We start from the raw sequence: 18872 nt of genomic DNA, 5'->3' as shown, positions 1-18872 counted from the left end.
GGCGCCGCTGCAAAGTCCGTCATTATACCGGCGTGCGCGGTCATGCCGATGACGTCCCATCGACGCGAGCGCTTGCCTTGACGAAGAAGTGGCGAGGAAGAACCGGCGAAAGGCCGGACTGGGTAGTCCGGCCGCTTGGGCCGCTTGGGCCGCTTGGGCCGCTTGGGCCGTGCGGGCCGTGTGAGCCGACGGGAGCGACGGCCTCTCAGTTCGCGTGAAGCGCGCCAGAAGGCGCGCCTGAAGCACGCCGCCGGCGCTTATTGTGCCGCTTGCTGCGGCTTGTTGGACAACGCGAGCCGCAACAGGTCGGCGACCGTGTTGACGTTGAGCTTTTCCATGATGTTCGCGCGGTGCGCTTCGACCGTCTTGATGCTGATGCCGAGGTCGTCGGCGATCTGCTTGTTCAGGCGGCCGGCAATGATCCGCTCGAGTACCTGATGTTCGCGGGCGGTGAGCTTGCCGAGACGCTCGGCGGCCGCGCGCTGCTGCTGCACGCTCGTGCTTTCGCTGCGCGCCTTGTCGAGCATGCGCTCGACGAGCTTGCGCAACTCGGCTTCGTCGAACGGCTTTTCGATGAAGTCCATCGCGCCTTTTTTCATCGTGGACACCGCCATCGGCACATCGCCATGACCCGTCACGAAGATGATCGGCAGCGACGCATTGTCGGCGATCAGACGCTCCTGCAGTTCCAGTCCGCTCATGCCGGACATCCGCACATCGAGAATCAGGCAGGCTATCTGGCCCGGATGCTGATGCGGCTGCCACGCGTCGATGAACTGCTCGGCGCTGGAAAAGCACTGCACGCGGTAGCCGTTTGCCTCCAGCAGCCAGCGCAGCGAATCTCGCACGGCCTCGTCGTCGTCGACGACAAAGACAGTTTCCTGTGTGGTGACTGGGCTGTTCATAGCTCTCCCGTAACGGTTTGTGGTGTCGGCGCCTCTGACCCGCCGTTGCTCGGGCCGTCGGGCTCTCCAATAGGCAGACTGCAATGGAACGTGGCGCCCGTGATGTGGCCGTCTGATTCGACGTTGTTGACCACCCACAGACGGCCGCGGTGCGATTCGATAATCGAACGGCAAATGTTCAGCCCCATGCCCATACCGTCGGACTTGGTGCTGTAAAACGGTTCGAACAGCCGCTCGGCCGTTGCTTCGTCGACGCCCGGACCCTGGTCGACGACGCTGATGCAGACAAAGCCGCTTTCCAGCCGCACGACCACGCGGATCACCGGATCGACCGCATTCGGCCGCGCTTCGGCCATCGCCTCGGCGCCGTTCTTGAGCAGGTTGACCAGCACCTGCTCGATCAGCACGGGGTCGACGTAAATGACGGGCAACCGCGAGCGCATGTCGGTGACGATGCGAATGCGCCGCTTGCGCACCTCGATCTCCGCGAGGCCCACCGCGTCTGCGACGATGTCCGCCACGCGCGTAGCCTGACGCTTGGGCTCGCTGCGTTTCACGAACTCGCGAATCCGCTTGATGATCATGCCGGCGCGCACCGCCTGCTGGGCAGTCTTTTCGAGCACGGGCAGCAGGTTGTCCGGCGTCGTCCGACCGGATTTAACCAGTGCAACGGTTCCCGAGCAATAGTTATTGATCGCGGCGAGCGGCTGATTCAGTTCGTGCGCGAGCGACGAGGCCATTTCGCCCATGGTCATCAGCCGGCTCGTGAACTGCAGTTTTTCGTCTTGCTGGCGCGACAGTTCCTGCGCCTGCTTGCGCGTGGTGATGTCGGTTGCGATCTGCATCTGCGCAAGGTGCCCGTCCACCCATTGAATGTACTGGCGGCGCACTTCGAACCATTTCTGGATGCTTTGCACGTAGATTTCCTGCGCGTCGGCCGTGCTCTCCGTCAACGCGGCGGCGGGCAGTCCGGCGTAGGTATCCACCATATCGATCGAATCCGACGACGCCTGTGCGCTATCGAACCCGCCGCCCGCCAATTCCAGGTGGCCGTCCGGGCGGATCCCGAACAGGTGCCGGTAGTAGCGGTTCGCGAACAGCAGTTCGGCTTCATCGGCGGCGAGCACCGAGACGGCGGCGTCGAGGCTCTCCAGCACGGTCGTGAAGCGCTCGTGTGCGGCGGCAAGTTCCTCACGCGCGCGCTTGGGTTCGGTGATGTCGGTCATCGACGACATCCAGCCGGTCTGGCGGCCGGAGCTGTCGATGAGCGGCGATACGTAGAGGCGCGCGTGGAACGTGGAGCCGTCTTTGCGGCGCACGCGCAATTCGAAGCCCGACGAGGGCGCCTTGCCGCGCAGCGTCATGTCGAGTTGACGCTGCATCTCCGGATAAGCGTCGCGCGGCCAGTAGGCGAACGGCGCGGTCTTGCCCACCAGGTCGCTTTCGTCCCAGCCGGTCATGCGGCAAAACGCCGGATTCACGTGTGTGATGCGGCCATGCATGTCGAGCACCCGCATGCCGATCAGCACGGAATTTTCCATCGCACGACGGAAAAACGCTTCGGCGTAAAGCGCCTGTTGCGCCTCGAAACGCTGCCGCGTGTGTTTCCACAAGCTCCACAGACTCCACAGCACGAAACACGACAGACCCGCCACCAGCCACACGAGTGTGTTGTTGGTGAAATTGGTCATTTGCGGGAACGCATAGACGCGCACCGAGACACCCTGGCCCGGCGGGTCGAGCGGCAAGTCGTAGAACATGTCGCGCGGCAGGCGCGGGCGCGTGGACGTGGTGGTCAGCTCGCGGTTGTTCGCGTCGATGATCGAAATCTTGTACTTGGCCGACAGCTCGGGCGGGATGTCGTGCTTCAGAATGCCTTCGACAGAAAACACGGCGGCAATCGAGCCGAGAAATTCGCGATCGCGATAGACCGGTGTTTGCAACGTGATGTAGCCGTTGCCGAGGTCGTCGTAGATGAGCGGCGAGTAGACCTGGCGGCGCGTGCTGCGCGCCTCGGTAAAGGCCGCTTTCACTGCCTCGTCCATCTGGGTGTCGTTCGGCTTCGCGAGCCGCTGGCCGAATACCGGCAGCGCCGTGCTGGGCCAGCGCGGTTGTTGCTGGCTCGTGTACCAGTTCATGTAGAGGATCTCGGGATGCCCCTGCATGATGTCCGTGGTGGACACCTGGAACGACTGCGGATCGGCATGGCCCGCCACGAGGTCGCGCGCGAGAGCCTGGATCTGTTCTTGCGCGCCGGTCATGGACAGGCGGATCTGCTGCTGGGCCCATGCGACGTTACGGTAAAGCGTGTCTTCCTGTTGTTGCTGCTCGCGCCGGTTGAGGCTCCACAGAATCAGGCTCATGACGACCAGGAAAACCAGGATCGACAGGAGCGGCGTCAGCAAATAGGAATTCGACCACCATGGTCCATGGTGCCAGCGGGAGGACGGCGTCGAATCCGCCGGCGAACCGGAGGTGCGCGCCGAGCGAGCGAAAAGCCGTTCGGTCAACATGCGTGGCATTGTAGCGCAGCGCGTACTTCCCAAATGGCGCAAAAAATCACGGAAAGTGCCGTTAATCGGCGCACACTAGCTCGCGTATCCGTCAAAAGGCAGTCAAATCAGGTTGCGCCGCAACAATTTTTCGCATTATGAGAACCGATCTCGTAATTCGAAAATTTTGTTGCGTGGACGTCGGGACCCTTATTACAATCGGCCGAAGCTGCCGCGGCCGTGCTTCGTCCGCGTCGTCTGTCCAAAGAGCGTTCCTCTATATCCAGGAGACGAGCATGTCCGCTGTACCCGACGAAGTCATGAAATATGTCGCCGCTGAGAAAGACGACGATCCCCAGGAAACCGGCGAATGGCTTGAAGCGCTGGATGGCGTGATTTCTGCTGTTGGGCCCGACCGTGCCCACTACCTGATCGAGAAGCAGATCGAGTTTGCCCGCGTGCATGGCGAACATCTGCCGTTCTCGGCCAACACCCCGTACATCAACACGATTCCGGTCACGCGTCAGGCGAAGATTCCCGGCGACCAGGACATCGAACACCGCATCCGTTCGTACACGCGCTGGAACGCCATTGCCATGGTGCTGCGCGCCGGCAAGGACACCAATGTCGGCGGCCACATCGCGTCGTTCGCGTCGGCGGCCACGCTGTATGACGTCGGCTTCAACCATTTCTGGCACGCGCCGTCCCCCGAACACGGCGGCGATCTCGTGTTCGTGCAGGGCCACTCGTCGCCGGGTGTGTACTCGCGCGCGTTCCTGCTCGGCCGTCTGACCGAACAACAGCTCGACAACTTCCGCCAGGAAGTGGGTGGCGAGGGTATCTCGTCGTATCCGCACCCGTGGCTGATGCCGGACTTCTGGCAATTCCCGACCGTTTCGATGGGCCTTGGCCCGATCATGGCGATCTACCAGGCGCGCTTCATGAAGTACATGCAGGCGCGCGGCATCGCTAAGACCGAAGGCCGCAAGGTGTGGGCTTTCCTCGGCGACGGCGAAACGGACGAACCGGAATCGCTCGGCGCGATCGGCATGGCCGGCCGCGAACGGCTCGACAACCTCGTGTTCGTGATCAACTGTAACTTGCAACGCCTCGACGGTCCGGTGCGCGGTAACGGCAAGATCATCCAGGAACTGGAAAGCGAATTCCGCGGCGCGGGCTGGAACGTCATCAAGGTCGTGTGGGGCAGCCGTTGGGACGCACTATTCCAGCGCGACAAGTCGGGCGCGCTGATGCGTCGCATGATGGAAGTCGTGGACGGCGAATATCAAACGTACAAGTCGGAGTCGGGCGCGTTCGTCCGCGAGCACTTCTTCAATACGCCGGAACTGAAGGCGCTGGTCGCCGACTGGTCGGACGAAGACGTGTGGAATCTGAACCGCGGCGGCCACGACCCCCACAAGATTTACGCGGCGTTTTCCGAAGCCACCCAGACCAAAGGCCAGCCGACCGTCATTCTTGCGAAGACGATCAAGGGCTACGGCATGGGCGAAGCCGGCCAGGCCATGAACATCACCCACCAGCAGAAGAAAATGCAGGTGGAGCAGCTGAAGAAATTCCGCGACCAGTTCCGTCTGCCGATCGCCGACGAAGACCTCGTGAACGTTCCGTACCTCAAGTTCGAGGAAGGTTCGAAGGAACTCGAGTACATGCGCGCCCGCCGCCAGGAACTTGGCGGTTATCTGCCGGCGCGCCGTCAGAAGGCCGAGTCGCTGCCGGTGCCGGACCTGTCGGCGTTCGAGCCGCTGCTGAAGGGCACGGGCGAAGGCCGTGAGATTTCCACGACCATGGCGTTCGTGCGCATTCTCAACATCCTGCTGAAGGACAAGGCGCTCGGCAAACGCATCGTGCCGATCGTGCCCGACGAGTCGCGTACGTTCGGTATGGAAGGCCTGTTCCGTCAGATCGGTATCTGGAATCAGGACGGCCAGAAGTACATTCCGGAAGATTCCGACCAGCTGATGTTCTACCGCGAGTCGGAAACCGGTCAGATCTTGCAGGAAGGCATCAACGAAGCCGGCGGCATGTCGGACTGGATCGCTGCCGCGACGTCGTACTCGACGCACGGCGAGATCATGATCCCGTTCTACATCTTCTATTCGATGTTCGGCTTCCAGCGCATCGGCGATCTGGCATGGGCCGCGGGCGACATGCGCTCGCGCGGCTTCCTGCTGGGCGGAACCGCGGGCCGCACGACGCTGAACGGCGAAGGTCTGCAACACGAAGACGGCCACTCGCTGCTGTGGGCCGCTTCTGTGCCGAACTGCATCAGCTACGACCCGACGTTCGGTTACGAGCTCGCGGTCATCATGCAGGACGGCCTGCGCCGCATGGTCGCTGATCAGGAAGACGTGTACTACTACATCACGGTGATGAACGAGAACTACGAGCACCCGGCGATCCCGCAGGGCGAGAGCGTAGCGGCCGACATCATCAAGGGCATGTACGCGTTCCGCAAGGCCGAAGCGGACAGCGGGTTCGACAAGAGCGCGCCGCGCGTGCAGCTGATGGGCGCGGGGACGATCTTCAACGAAGTGATCGCCGCCGCCGACCTGCTGAAGAACGACTGGGGCGTCGCCGCCGATCTGTGGAGCGTGCCGAGCTTCACCGAACTCGCGCGCGAAGGCCACGAAGTGCAGCGCTGGAACCTGCTGCATCCGACCGAAGAGAAGAAAGTTTCACACGTCGAGAAGCTCCTGAAGGACGCGCCTGGCCCGGTGATTGCCTCCACCGACTACGTGCGCGCGCTGACCGAGCAGATTCGCGCATTCGTGCCGCAACGGTTCGTCGTGCTGGGCACGGACGGTTACGGCCGTTCGGACACGCGCGAAAAGCTGCGCCACTTCTTCGAAGTCGACCGCTACTGGGTCACGGTGGCCGCGTTGAACGCACTGGCAGACGAGGGCACGATCGAACGCAAGGTCGTCGCCGAGGCGCTCAAGAAGTACAACCTTGATCCCGCCAAACCCAACCCGATGACCGTCTAAGGCATCATTCCCCGTGTGCCACGGCGCGCGCGCCTGTTCCTGATCGTCAGGGACAGGCGCGTGCGCGGCCCAGGAGACACTAACAATGAGTCAAGCGATCGAAGTCAAGGTGCCGGACATCGGCGATTACAAGGACATTCCTGTGATCGAGGTGCTGGTCAAGGCGGGTGATACCGTCGAAAAAGAGCAATCGCTCGTCACGCTGGAGTCCGACAAGGCGACCATGGACGTGCCGAGTTCGGCCGCCGGCGTCGTCAAGGAAGTGAAGGTCAAGGTCGGCGACAGCGTGTCGGAAGGTTCGCTGATCGTCGTGCTGGATGGCGCCGAAGGTGGCGCGGCTGCTCCGGCACCCGCTGCTGCGCCTGCCCCCGCTGCTGCGCCTGCGCCCGCACCTGCACCGGCTGCGGCGCCCGCTGCAACCGGCGGCGGCCTGCAGGATGTCAAGGTTCCCGATATCGGCGACTACAAAGACATTCCCGTGATCGAAGTCGCGGTGAAGGTCGGCGATCGCGTCGAGAAAGAGCAGTCGCTCGTCACGCTCGAATCCGACAAGGCGACGATGGACGTGCCCAGCTCGGCCGCGGGCGTCGTCAAGGAAGTGAAGGTCAAGGTCGGCGATACCGTCTCCGAAGGCTCGGTCATCGTCGTGGTGGAAGCCGAAGGCGCCGCCGCGGCACCAGCTCCGGCACCCGCGGCAGCACCGAAGCAGCAAACCGAAAAGCCGTCGGACGCGCCGGTTACGCCTTCGCCCGCTCCGGCTTCGCCGTCCGCACTCGCGCAAGCGCCGGTGATTCCGGCCGGCGAGGGCGGCGCACGGCATCCGAGCCACGCTTCGCCGTCGGTGCGCAAGTTCGCGCGCGAACTCGGTGTGGATGTGGCGCAGGTGCAGGGCACCGGTCCGAAAGGCCGCATTACGCAAGCTGACGTGACTGCGTTCATCAAGGGCGTGATGACGGGGCAGCGCGCAGCGCCGGCCGGCGCAGCCGCGCCCGCGGCGGCCGGCGGCGGCGAGCTGAATCTGTTGCCGTGGCCGAAGATCGACTTCACGAAGTTCGGTCCGGTCGACCCGAAGCCGCTCTCGCGCATCAAGAAGATTTCCGGTGCGAACCTGCATCGCAACTGGGTCATGATTCCGCACGTCACGAACAACGACGAAGCGGACATCACCGAACTGGAAGCGCTGCGCGTGCAGTTGAACAAGGAAAACGAAAAGGCCGGCGTGAAGATCACGATGCTGGCGTTCGTGATCAAGGCCGTCGTGTCGGCCCTGAAGAAATTCCCGACGTTCAACGCGAGCCTCGACGGCGACAACCTCGTGTTCAAGCAGTACTACCACGTGGGTTTTGCCGCCGATACGCCGAACGGTCTCGTGGTTCCGGTGATTCGCGACGCGGACAAGAAGGGTCTCGTCGAAATTGCGAAGGAAATGACCGACCTGTCGAAGGCGGCGCGCGAAGGCAAGCTGAAGCCGGACCAGATGCAAGGCGGGTGCTTCTCGATCTCGTCGCTGGGCGGTATTGGCGGCACAAACTTCACACCGATCATCAATGCGCCCGAAGTTGCGATTCTCGGCTTGTCGCGTGGCGCGATGAAGCCGGTGTGGGACGGCAAGCAGTTTGTACCTAAGCTGATGCTGCCGCTGTCGCTGTCTTACGACCACCGCGTGATCGATGGGGCCGAAGCTGCGCGCTTCAATGCGTATCTTGGGGCGCTTCTTGCCGATTTCCGGCGTGTGATTCTTTGATTGTGGTGTTGCGCGGGGCGCTGGTTTTTTCTTTGATCCGCGTCTCCCCTGTAGAACCTGCTTTCGCGTCGGCGCAATAGCGTCGCCCCTGTGCGGGGCGGCGCCTGCTTTTCCCGGTATTCCAGAGAAAAGCCGGCAAAAGAATGGCGCGTTTTTGGCCTGACGGCGCAGGTTCCTCGTTCATCACAGTCAATAAGAGAAGGGGACACTATGAGTCTCGTCGAAGTAAAAGTGCCGGATATCGGTGACTTCAAAGACGTCGATGTCATCGAAGTCAACATCAAACCTGGCGACGTCATCGAGAACGAACAGGCGCTGATGACGCTCGAGTCCGACAAGGCTTCCATTGAAGTGCCGAGCGATACAGCCGGCACCGTCAAGGAAGTTCGCGTCAAGGCCGGCGACAAAGTTTCGCAAGGCACGATCATCGCGCTCGTCGAAACGTCGGCGGACGCGGCGCCCGCGAAAGATGCGCCTAAGGCTCCGGCCAAGGAACCCGAGAAAGCGCCGGCTGAAGCGAAACCTCAGGCCGATGCGGCGAAGCCTCAAGCCGCCGCGCCCGCGCCGCAAGCCGGCAGCTTCTCCGGCAGCGCGGACATCGAATGCGACATGCTCGTGCTCGGCTCGGGCCCTGGCGGCTATTCCGCCGCGTTCCGGTCGGCCGACCTCGGCATGAAGACGGTGCTCGTCGAGCGCTACGCAACGCTTGGCGGCGTCTGTCTGAACGTCGGCTGTATTCCGTCCAAAGCGCTGCTGCACACCGCGCTCGTGATCGACGAAGCCGAAGCGCTCGGCGCTCATGGCATCACGTTCGCAAAGCCGCAGATCGATCTGGACAAGCTGCGCGACTTCAAGTCGGGCGTCGTCAAAAAGTTGACGGGCGGCCTTGCTGGCATGGCCAAGATGCGCAAGGTCGAAGTCGTCACCGGGACCGGCTCTTTCGTCGATCCGAATCACATGGAAGTGCAGACCGAAGGCGGCAAGAAGGTCGTGAAGTTCAAGCAGGCGATCATCGCTGCTGGCTCGGAAGCGGTGAAGCTGCCGTTTATTCCGGAAGATCCGCGCGTGGTGGATTCGACCGGCGCGCTCGAACTGCGCCAGATTCCGCAGCGGATGCTGGTGATCGGCGGCGGCATCATCGGCCTGGAAATGGCGACGGTGTACGCCACGCTCGGCGCGAAGATCGACGTCGTCGAAATGCTCGACGGTCTGATGGCAGGCGCCGACCGCGATCTCGTCAAGGTCTGGGAGAAGTACAACAGCAAGCGTTTCGCGAACGTCATGCTGAAGACCAAGACCACCGCCGCAGAGGCCAAAGACGACGGCATCTACGTGTCGTTCGAAGGCGAGAAGGCCCCGGCCGAAGCACAACGCTACGACCTGGTGCTGGTGGCAGTCGGCCGCTCGCCGAATGGCAAGAAGATCGGCGCGGACAAGGCGGGCGTGGCGGTGACGGACCGCGGTTTCATCGACGTCGACAAGCAGATGCGCACGAACGTGCCGCACATCTTCGCGATCGGCGATATCGTCGGCCAGCCGATGCTCGCGCATAAAGCCGTGCACGAAGGCCACGTTGCTGCCGAAGCGGCTCACGGCGAGAAGGCATATTTCGACGCGCTGCAGATTCCTTCGGTCGCTTACACCGACCCGGAAGTCGCGTGGGCCGGCAAGACGGAAGACCAGTTGAAGGCCGAAGGCGTCAAGTACGGCAAGGCAGTGTTCCCGTGGGCCGCTTCAGGCCGCGCGATTGCCAACGGACGCGACGAGGGCTTTACGAAGCTGCTGTTCGACGAGGAAACGCATCGCGTGATCGGCGGCGGAATTGTCGGTCTGAATGCAGGCGACCTGATCAGCGAGGTGTGCCTCGCGATCGAAATGGGCGCGGATGCCACCGACATTGGCAAGACCATTCACCCGCATCCGACGCTCGGCGAATCGATTGGCATGGCCGCCGAACTCTACGAAGGCGTGTGTACGGACTTGCCGCCGCAGAAAAAGAAGTAATGCGCACGGTACATCCGCATTCGTGCGGATCGTGCCAACAAAAAACGGCGCGCCCTTTGCGGGGCGCGCCGTTTTCATTTGGGACAGCGAGCGGGATAGGTTTGCTGCCGGATCGCACCCCAGCGAGGTGGTGACGCCGCGCAAAAAAATCCCGGCGCTTCGCCGGGCAAACGATACGTCAATCAACGTATCGGAGCGTTCGGCCAATTGAAACCGTGTGAGCGGCAACGGCACGACGCTGTTGCTTGCAGAAGCGCCGGCGCAGCGGTGAGCTGGGCCGGCGCAAATGACGCCTTCAAGTCACGCTCCCGGGCAAGCCCGAAGAGCGAGGCCTGAACGTTAGACCGGCTTCTTGGCCGAGCGCGATGCTTGCGCTGCGGCTTGCGAAGCTGCCTTCGACGCGGCCGTAGCGGCTGCGTTGAAGTTGCTTTCGGCGATTTCGACAGCCTGTTTGGTGGCCTTGTGAACCGTTTCGTACGTGGTGTTGGCGGCGGTAATGGCCGACTTGATCACGGCGACGGCGGTTTCCGAACCGGCCGGTGCATTCCGCGCGACGTTTTCGACGAGCGACTGAACCTTGCGGTTCTGCTCTTCGAATTGCGCTTCGGCTACGCGGGCGAACTCGCCTTGCGTTGCCGAGACGATTTCGTACACGTGACGGCCATACGACAGCGCCTTTTCAGCGACCGGCTGTGCGAGGCTTGCTTGCAGTGCCAGCAGTTCTTGCGCGTCTTTGACGGACAGCGCGCGTTGGGCATTTTCCTGGCTTTCCGCGAGCGTCGATTTCACGACTTGCAGGTTCAGTTCAACCAGTTTTTCGACGCCTTCGAATGCCTTGGTCGTCAGGCCGAACAGCGTTTCGAAATTGGCTTTCTGGGCTGCAGCGAATTGCTCGGGGGTCAGCAGAGTCATGGTTTACGCTCCTGGATCGCGGCCCATCTTTGCAGACCGCATTGGGTGGTGGCGAGACGCACAGATTCGTCTGCCCGGACCGCGATGAATTGTGCATCGCAGCAATGGGTTCTATTTTAAGATGCCGCCACCGAATGTCAAGCGGTTTTTGTGCATCGCACAATTTTAAGAAACCACTTAGAAAACAATAGCTTATGCACTGGGCATGACAAGCGCGTGACGCGGTCGAATTGACCGTTGCACTGAGCTGGTGCGGCGATTTTTCGGTAGTTAGTTCCGGAAAGTGCCCGGTTCTACACGCTGGTTGTGCGCCGCAAAGCGGGAAGGGCGCAGAGTTGTCATTTAACAAAAGATCGCCGCACAAGCGAATCGATGTAAACCATAAAGTGTCACGGAACGTTAATCGTTGATGCTGGTCGAATGCGCGTCTTTCCATTTGCAGCGGGCATTTAACAGCGCGCAGGCGCCACGCAATCCAAGCGTCGCGCGAGGCGTTGCGGCGCTGTCTATGCGGCGCTCGTGTTTCCCCTCATCAAGGTTGTCTCGAAATTGCCGTTATGCTTGGAGGATCACGCCCTTTTTGAGCGGAACGGCGACGGCGGGACTCGGTGTCCCGATCGCTTTTTTCGATCGAGGCGCGGCACTTATTTGTATTTTTGCGATCGGAGCTTACAAGCCGGTTTAAGGAGCGCCCATAAGTGCTTCAAATTGCTAAATTTTCGTTGTTTTACTACACTTGCGGAAATCTCTCGCCGCTCCTTATAGAACACCCATGAAAACCGACATGTTTTCGTCGCTGAAAGTGATCCACGGCGCGGCGCGCAGCACCGCGCTGTCGGTGGCCGCCTCCATGGTCCTCGCGGCCGCGCTTGGCGCCCCGGTGAGCACTTTCGCCGCTACGCCTGCTGCATCTGCAAAAACCTCGAAACACGCAAAAGCCGCGACCAGGCCGGCCGCCACCGCCAAGGTGTCCAGCAAGGCGGCTAAAGCGGGCAAAGACGCGGTGGCGAAGACCGCAGCCGTCGACGACGACGCGCCCCGCGCGAGCGTCAAGCGCAAGCGTGTGACTTATACGTCGAACGGACGTCATCGCTCGGTAGTGCGGCGCGTCGCGTATGAGCCGCGGCAGCCGACCGTCGGCCAGGCATTCGGGCTGCACGAAACGCCGGACGCGCTGATGCTGCGCTCGAGCGTCGCGTACGTGGTCGATCAGAACACGGGCGAGCCGCTCTTCGACAAGAATTCGCGCGCCGTGGTGCCGATTGCGTCCATCACCAAGCTGATGACCGCCATGGTCGTGCTCGATTCGAAAGAACCGATGACCGATCAACTCGAAGTCACGGACGAAGACCGCGATTACGAGAAGAACACTGGCTCGCGCCTGTCCGTGGGCTCGGTGCTGTCGCGTGAAGACATGCTGCACATCGCGCTGATGGCGTCGGAAAACCGCGCGGCTGCAGCGCTTTCGCGCTACTTCCCAGGCGGCCGCCCGGCGTTTCTCGCGGCCATGAACGCAAAGGCGCGGCAACTCGGCATGACCGACACGCACTTCGAGAATCCAACGGGTTTGACGAGCCAGAACGTGTCGAGCGCGCGCGATCTCGTGAAGATGGTCAACGCGGCATATCAATATCCGCTGATCCGCAGGTTCTCAACGGATCATAGTTATGAGGTCTACACGGGCAAGCGGACGCTGGCCTACAACAGCACTAACGCACTCGTGCGTAACCCGACCTGGGACATCGGTCTCCAGAAGACGGGTTTCATCAACGAAGCAGGCGAATGCCTCGTGATGCAAGCCAACATTCATGGCCGTCCGATGGTACTGGTGTTGCTCGATTCGTCGGGCAAGTATTCGCGTTTCGCCGATGCGACGCGGCTGCGCACGTGGCTCGACAACGGCGGCGACCAGGCGCGTATCACGAGCGCAGACGCCGGCGGCCCCGGCACCTGAGCTGTTTGCGCACGGCCGGCTGGCCGGCCAGCCGCCTCAAGTTAAAAAGCCCCGCACTGCTGCGGGGCTTTTCTCATTCGGCGGACGGTTTTCGCCTTACGCGTGGGAGCCCGGATGGTGGTTATGACCTTGTGAAGCTTGTGGCCGATACCCGAGCGCCTCGGAAATCACGAGCGCCGTCTGGCTGAGTTGGCCGAGCCAGGAATCCTGCAGGCGGTCGGCCGGTGCGGATAACGACAAGCCGGCGACGAGCTTGCCGGTATCGTCGTAGATACCCGCCGCGATGCAGCGCACGCCGAGTTCGAGTTCTTCGTTATCGCGCGCGCAAGCCTGCTGGCGTACGTGCGACAGTTCGCGCTCCAGCTTGGCGAGATCGGTGATGCTGTTCTGCGTGTGACCGGACAGGCCCGTGCGTGTCGCGTAGGCGCGCACGCGTGTGGATTCGTCGGCGGCGAGAAAAAGTTTGCCCACCGAGGTGAGATGCAGTGGCGCGCGTCCGCCAATGGCCCGCACCACCTGCATACCGGAACGCTCCGAATACGCGCGCTCGATGTAGACGATCTCGTCGCCCTGACGCACCGACAGGTTAACCGTCTGGCCCGTCTCGCGATGCAGTTCGCGCATCGGCGTGAGCGCCGCGTCTCGCACCGACAGGCGCGCTTTCACCAGGTTGCCCAGTTCGAGCAGGCGCATGCCGAGCCGGTAAGTGCCAGGATCGGACCGGTCGACCAGCCGGCACATCACCATGTCGTTCAGGATGCGATGCGCGGTGGACGGATGCAGCTGCGTGCGGATGGCGAGTTCTTTCAGGCTGACCGGGTCGCTATGCGCGGCGAGTGCGTCGAGCAGGCGCATCATGCGTTCGATCACCTGGATCGAAGTTTTGGGATCCGGGTTCGTGTCGCTCATAAGAAGAATCAGTTGACGCGTCAAACAGCGGAAATTGATTGTATCTCGTATCGTGAAAAAAGCGAACGCACTTGGAAGACCTGTTCGAATTCGGCGAGGCCTTCGTCCCATACCTTCCGAGCGTTGGTATTGTCCGCCAAACAGCGGATAATCAGGGACGTTTTCCGGGAGGAGGGCTCATGCGAGTCGGATTGTTCGTCACCTGCCTCATCGACCTGATGCGGCCCGAAATCGGTTTTTCGGTAATCAAGCTGATCGAGGGCGCCGGTTTTGAAGTAGTAGTCCCACCGGCGCAGACATGCTGCGGGCAGCCCGCGTACAACTCGGGCGAGCGCCGTATTGCCCGCGATCTCGCCGAAAAGACCTTGCGGGAGTTCGAACAGTTCGATTATGTGGTGGTGCCCTCGGGCTCGTGCGGCGGCATGATCCGCACGCATTACGGCGACCTCTTCGCCGACGATCCCGAGCTGATGAACCGCTTCGGCCGGGTGCGCGCCAAGGTCTTCGAACTCACCGATTTCCTCGTGAATGTCGCCCACGTGCAATTGCAACCGGGCGAGTTCGGAGGGCCGGTTACCTATCACGACTCGTGCTCCGGGCTCCGCGAGCTTGGCGTCAAGGCGCAGCCGCGAGAACTTCTCGCACAAGCGGGCGTGGCGGTGACGGAAATGAAGGGCTGCGAGCACTGCTGCGGCTTCGGCGGCACGTTTGCGGTCAAGTACGGCGACATTTCCACGGCAATCGTCGACGAAAAATGCGCGAATATCCGCGACAGCGGTGCGGGCACGGTCGTGCTAGGCGACCTGGGCTGCATGCTCAATATTGAAGGGCGTTTGCGGCGCACCGGCGATACCGCGACGCGCGTGCTGCACATCGCGCAAGTGCTGGCCGGGGACGTTTAAGGGGATCGCCATGCAAGTCCAGTCCATGCAGTTCAAGGCGCGCGCCGGTCAGAAACTCGCGGACCAGCGGTTGCAGCAGAACCTGACCAAGTTGTCCACCAAGTTCGTTTCCGCCCGCGCCGTCGCGATGACGGCAATCGACTTCGCCGCCACGCGCGCGGCGCTCAAGGAACGTCGCAATCGCGCGCTCGAAAACCTCGACGTGTGGCTGGAAACCTTCGAGCGCGAGGCGACCCGGCGGGGCGTCAAGGTGCTCTTCGCGGAGACCACTCAGGAGGCGGCGAGGCTCGTCGGCGACATTGCACGCCGGCACGATGTGAAAAAGGTGATCAAGACGAAGTCGATGGTCACCGAAGAAATGCGCCTGAACGAAGTGCTCGGACAAATGGGCGTGCAGTCCATTGAAACCGATCTCGGCGAATACATTCTCCAGATCAACGGCAATGAGCCACCGAGCCACATCATCGCGCCGGTCGTGCATAAGGATAAAGACGAGATCGCCGACCTCTTCGCCAAAACACATGGCCGGCCGCGCCTCACCGAAATTCCCGACATGACGCTCGAAGCACGACAGGTGCTACGTCCGCACTTCCTGAGCGCGGACATGGGCGTGACGGGCGGCAACTTCGTGATCGCGGAAACCGGCTCGGTCGTGCTCGTTACGAACGAGGGGAACGAAGGCATGTGCACCGTCATGCCGCGCGTGCATGTGGCCGTAACCGGCATCGAGAAGGTATTGCCCACACTCGAAGACCTCGCCACGGCCATGCGTCTGCTGCCGCGCTCTGCAACCGGTCAGACCACGTCGAATTACTTTTCCCTCCTGACCGGACCGCGAGGCGAGGGCGATCAGGACGGGCCGGAGCACATGTATGTAGTGCTCGTCGACGGCGGGCGCACGGGGCTGATCGGCGGCGATTTTCAGGAGATGCTTCGCTGCATTCGCTGCGGCGCGTGCATGAACCATTGTCCGGTGTATCAGAAAGTGGGCGGACACGCGTACGGCTGGGTGTATCCGGGACCCATGGGCTCGGTCCTGACGCCGAGTTACGTCGGTCTCGACAAGGCACTGGATCTGCCGCAGGCCGCCACCCTGTGTGGCGAGTGCAATAGCGTGTGCCCGGTCGGCATTCCTTTGTCCGATCTGCTGCGAAAGCTGCGGGAAAAGCAGGTGGAGCGGCACCTGCGTCCGTGGAAGGAGCGCGCGGGCATGGCCGTGTGGGGCTTTATGGCGCTGCATCCCGGAATGTATGCGCTTGTCACGAAGCTCGCCGTGCGCGTGCTGGAGCGCCTCGGCGGAAGCAATCGGTCGATCGCAAAGTTGCCGCTAGCCGGCGCCGGCTGGACCGACACCCGTGATATGCCTGCGCCCGTGGGCCGCACGTTCAGGGAGTTGTACGCCGCGCAGCGCAGTCATATCGGCTAATTCCGGTGAGCGCGCTTCGCGTCCCGCTGTAACGCGGATAACGGGGCGCAGCCATCGTGGCAGTAGTTACTGAGTCAGCGAGGTGCGCGTTCCCGCAGGCCTGCGTCAACTGCGCGGCAGCGAATCACCGTGCACGGAGGCCCCTGACAAGTACGCTGTACGTGCTTCTTGCACATCGCCGGGGGCGCTCAAACGCCATTTAGTGCTCTGTCATCCCGCTCGACCGGTGACTCGGAACTCCTCCCGGCACCGCTCCGCCGCCGTTGCCATGGCCGCCTCCACCTCCGCCTCCTGCCTGTTGCGTCGGTGCTGGCGGCGGGGGCGCGGCGGCGGGCCGCGGCGCATTCGACCCACTCGGTCCGCGCGGACCGGCGGCCGCCCCTTGCGGCGGCGATCCGCCGCCAGGCTGCCCGTGCCATCCACCGTTGCCGCCGTGATTGCCGTTGTCGCCGTCGTGGTATGGACGTCCCGGATAGCCGCGATATCGCGGTCCCGGCCCGTAGTAGCGCCCGGGGCCGTCGTAATAACCCGGGCCGTAGTAGTTGCTGTATCCCATGTAGACGTTGGTCTGTGGCGGGACAGGCGCGCCGTAGCCGTCGTAACCGTCGTAGGTGCTGTAGCCGTTGCTGTACATCGGAGTGCCGTCCGGATACACGGCGCAGCCGCCCAGAAGGGCGGCAACGGCGACAGCGCCGAGGGGTGCAAAGCGTTTCATTTCAAGTCCGAGCCAAGAGGTTTCATGTCTATGAGACCGCAATTATGACCGTCTGTCTCGCTCGCTTTGTATGCTTTTGTAAGGAGTTAAGTTCCGTGCCAGGCACGACCAGACATGGCGCTGCCGGCAGTCACGTCGCTGCACTGTTCCATTACACGCAACGCTGTATCGCGCAGAGGCGGGTTTTTCTCGATTGCCTCTTTCTATAGGATTCGTGATGGGCATAGTGAGCATTGAACTCGCGAGCCACTTCGGAAGAACGACATCATGAAAAAGACAATAGCGGTGTATTGGCCTCTCGCAATCGTCCTCGCGCTGGCGGGGGTAGCGTATTTGCAAATTTGCGGTGACATGGCTTCGCGTGGTTCACAGGCGCCCCTTGCCGCCGACCGGCTGACCGCGGAACTCGCACGCGCCGTCTCGTACGGCATGATCGACGACACATCCTCGTTGCCGGCCAAGCCGTTGCGCGCCGTGACGGCGTTGCCGCGGCCACAGGCCTCCTGAACTAGCGAGCGACCGGTCGGCCGGATCGAGCGTTAGGCGGCGGGCGAGATTCGGCGGGGCTTTGTATAATCGCCGCACCGTGCGGTAGGCGTCGCGTTTCATCTGCTAAGCCCGCGTGGACGACGTTTTGCGGGCCGGTGCCGTTGCCGCGGAGTTGTACTACTAGTGCGCTGTGAAGCGTCAGAAGAAGCCGCTGATGAAAACTGTGTCTATCTGCTTTGTCTGTCTCGGCAACATCTGTCGTTCGCCCACCGCAGAGGGCGTGATGCGCCGTCTCGTCGAAGAGGCGAAGCTTGGCGAACGCCTCCTGATCGACTCGGCGGGAACAGGCGATTGGCACATCGGCCAGCCACCGGACGAGCGCGCGCAGCACGCGGCGCGTGGCCGGGGCTACGATCTCGCCGCGTTGCGCGGCCGGCAGATCGCCGGGATCGACTTTGATCGCTTCGATCTGCTGATCGCGATGGACGACAAGAACGTGGCCGCGCTGCGCCAGGTCTGCCCGCCGGATCAACGCGACAAGATTCGTCTGCTGATGGAGTTCGTGCCTGAAACCGACGCACGCTGGGGCGGCTCACGCGAGGTTGTCGATCCGTATTTCGGCGGAGCAGAAGGCTTCGAGCAGGTTCTCGATCAATGCGAGGCAGCATGCCGAGGCCTTATCGCGGCGCTGCGTCCCCAATTGATCGGTTAGACCGCGGTCGGCGGTTGGCTAAAGGCGCGCTGACAATTAAGCGAATGACCCAAATTGCGATAGGGATACTTGACTAAATCGCTCATGTATTTATACTTGACAAAACTTGTCGAGAATAGCGGTTCCCCATACATATGAGACTCACCACGAAAGGCCGTTTCGCCGTCACGGCGATGATTGACCTGGCGTTGCGCCAGGAGCAGGGCCCGGTGACGCTTGCGGGTATCAGCCAGCGCCAGCATATCTCCCTGTCATACCTCGAGCAGCTCTTTGGCAAGCTGCGTCGTCATGAAATCGTCGAGTCCGTGCGCGGACCGGGCGGCGGCTATAACCTTGCCCGCCGTGCTGAAGACGTGACCGTGGCCGACATCATCATCGCGGTGGACGAGCCGCTCGACGCCACGCAATGCGGCGGCAAGGGCTCGTGCGAGGGCACGAAACAGCACGACGGTCACTGCATGACCCACGAGCTGTGGTCCACGCTGAACCAGAAAATGGTCGAGTACCTGGATTCGGTCTCCCTGAAAGATCTGGTCGATCAGCAGCGTTCGCGCGAAGGCGCCCCGGCCGTCCTGCGCGACAGGCGCAGCGAGGCGCCGGCGGTCGAGCCGGTCCGCGTGGCGCCGAAAGGGCCCAATTCCGTTTTCAACATGGCCGGTTCCTGAGGCGCGGCACGACATCACCGCAGCCCATAGCGAATTCA

The 18872-nt window shown here is 62.3% G+C and carries 14 protein-coding genes; 9 read left to right on the top strand and 5 right to left on the bottom strand.

What is annotated here, in order from left to right:
- Window positions 1-257 precede the first annotated feature (257 nt).
- Both fixJ and fixL read right to left on the bottom strand, forming a co-directional pair.
- Window positions 258-905, bottom strand: a complete 648-nt coding sequence (gene fixJ, locus BCA01S_RS01720) for an oxygen response regulator transcription factor FixJ (RefSeq protein ID WP_020065489.1) — start codon at window positions 903-905, stop codon at window positions 258-260.
- The gene (gene fixL / locus BCA01S_RS01715; RefSeq protein WP_042317774.1) at window positions 902-3418 is read right to left on the bottom strand and encodes an oxygen sensor histidine kinase FixL; all 2517 of its coding nucleotides are present in this window, start codon (window positions 3416-3418) and stop codon (window positions 902-904) included. Before fixL ends, fixJ begins: the two co-directional genes overlap by 4 nt.
- A 275-nt stretch (window positions 3419-3693) precedes the next feature.
- Here fixL and aceE point away from each other — a divergent pair, with 275 nt between their 5' ends.
- The 3 genes from aceE to lpdA all read left to right on the top strand — a co-directional run bounded on the left by aceE (window position 3694) and on the right by lpdA (window position 10150).
- Window positions 3694-6402 carry a pyruvate dehydrogenase (acetyl-transferring), homodimeric type gene (aceE, locus tag BCA01S_RS01710; protein ID WP_027775440.1) on the top strand — a complete coding sequence of 903 codons (2709 nt, stop codon included), beginning with the start codon at window positions 3694-3696 and terminating at the stop codon, window positions 6400-6402.
- Window positions 6403-6487: 85 nt separating this feature from the next.
- A complete protein-coding gene (gene aceF / locus BCA01S_RS01705) occupies window positions 6488-8146 on the top strand; it encodes a dihydrolipoyllysine-residue acetyltransferase (RefSeq protein WP_027775439.1) in 1659 nt (552 codons plus the stop codon).
- Window positions 8147-8356: 210 nt separating this feature from the next.
- Window positions 8357-10150 carry a dihydrolipoyl dehydrogenase gene (gene lpdA, locus BCA01S_RS01700; RefSeq protein ID WP_027775438.1) on the top strand — a complete coding sequence of 598 codons (1794 nt, stop codon included), beginning with the start codon at window positions 8357-8359 and terminating at the stop codon, window positions 10148-10150.
- 339 nt (window positions 10151-10489) lie between these two features.
- Here the strand turns inward: lpdA and BCA01S_RS01695 are convergent, their stop codons facing one another.
- Complete coding sequence (locus BCA01S_RS01695; protein ID WP_020065495.1) at window positions 10490-11062, bottom strand: phasin family protein; 573 nt, start codon at window positions 11060-11062, stop codon at window positions 10490-10492.
- A 772-nt stretch (window positions 11063-11834) separates the two neighbouring features.
- On the opposite strand from BCA01S_RS01695, the gene pbpG reads away from it, so the two are divergent.
- The gene (gene pbpG, locus BCA01S_RS01690; protein ID WP_027775437.1) at window positions 11835-13016 is read left to right on the top strand and encodes a D-alanyl-D-alanine endopeptidase; all 1182 of its coding nucleotides are present in this window, start codon (window positions 11835-11837) and stop codon (window positions 13014-13016) included.
- A gap of 96 nt (window positions 13017-13112) precedes the next feature.
- Here the strand turns inward: pbpG and BCA01S_RS01685 are convergent, their stop codons facing one another.
- Window positions 13113-13925 (bottom strand): IclR family transcriptional regulator, encoded by an 813-nt coding sequence (locus tag BCA01S_RS01685; protein WP_027775436.1) that lies wholly within the window; start codon window positions 13923-13925, stop codon window positions 13113-13115.
- A gap of 179 nt (window positions 13926-14104) precedes the next feature.
- Here BCA01S_RS01685 and BCA01S_RS01680 point away from each other — a divergent pair, with 179 nt between their 5' ends.
- The gene (locus BCA01S_RS01680; RefSeq protein ID WP_027775435.1) at window positions 14105-14827 is read left to right on the top strand and encodes a (Fe-S)-binding protein; all 723 of its coding nucleotides are present in this window, start codon (window positions 14105-14107) and stop codon (window positions 14825-14827) included.
- Window positions 14828-14837: 10 nt separating this feature from the next.
- Complete coding sequence (locus tag BCA01S_RS01675) at window positions 14838-16253, top strand: LutB/LldF family L-lactate oxidation iron-sulfur protein (RefSeq protein ID WP_027775434.1); 1416 nt, start codon at window positions 14838-14840, stop codon at window positions 16251-16253.
- A gap of 199 nt (window positions 16254-16452) precedes the next feature.
- Here the strand turns inward: BCA01S_RS01675 and BCA01S_RS01670 are convergent, their stop codons facing one another.
- Window positions 16453-16968 carry a hypothetical protein gene (locus BCA01S_RS01670; protein ID WP_027775433.1) on the bottom strand — a complete coding sequence of 172 codons (516 nt, stop codon included), beginning with the start codon at window positions 16966-16968 and terminating at the stop codon, window positions 16453-16455.
- 267 nt (window positions 16969-17235) lie between these two features.
- Here BCA01S_RS01670 and BCA01S_RS01665 point away from each other — a divergent pair, with 267 nt between their 5' ends.
- From BCA01S_RS01665 to iscR, 3 genes are all read left to right on the top strand, one after another.
- A complete protein-coding gene (locus BCA01S_RS01665; protein WP_027775432.1) occupies window positions 17236-17475 on the top strand; it encodes a hypothetical protein in 240 nt (79 codons plus the stop codon).
- Window positions 17476-17671: 196 nt separating this feature from the next.
- Window positions 17672-18169 carry a low molecular weight protein-tyrosine-phosphatase gene (locus tag BCA01S_RS01660; protein WP_027775431.1) on the top strand — a complete coding sequence of 166 codons (498 nt, stop codon included), beginning with the start codon at window positions 17672-17674 and terminating at the stop codon, window positions 18167-18169.
- Window positions 18170-18303: 134 nt separating this feature from the next.
- The gene (iscR, locus tag BCA01S_RS01655) at window positions 18304-18834 is read left to right on the top strand and encodes a Fe-S cluster assembly transcriptional regulator IscR (protein ID WP_006051269.1); all 531 of its coding nucleotides are present in this window, start codon (window positions 18304-18306) and stop codon (window positions 18832-18834) included.
- Window positions 18835-18872: the final 38 nt, after the last annotated feature.

Source organism: Paraburkholderia caledonica NBRC 102488, assembly GCF_000685095.1.
GTDB classification, from domain to species: domain Bacteria; phylum Pseudomonadota; class Gammaproteobacteria; order Burkholderiales; family Burkholderiaceae; genus Paraburkholderia; species Paraburkholderia caledonica.
Note: the sequence above shows the minus strand (reverse complement) of the source record. Positions and strands in the feature narration are given on the sequence as shown.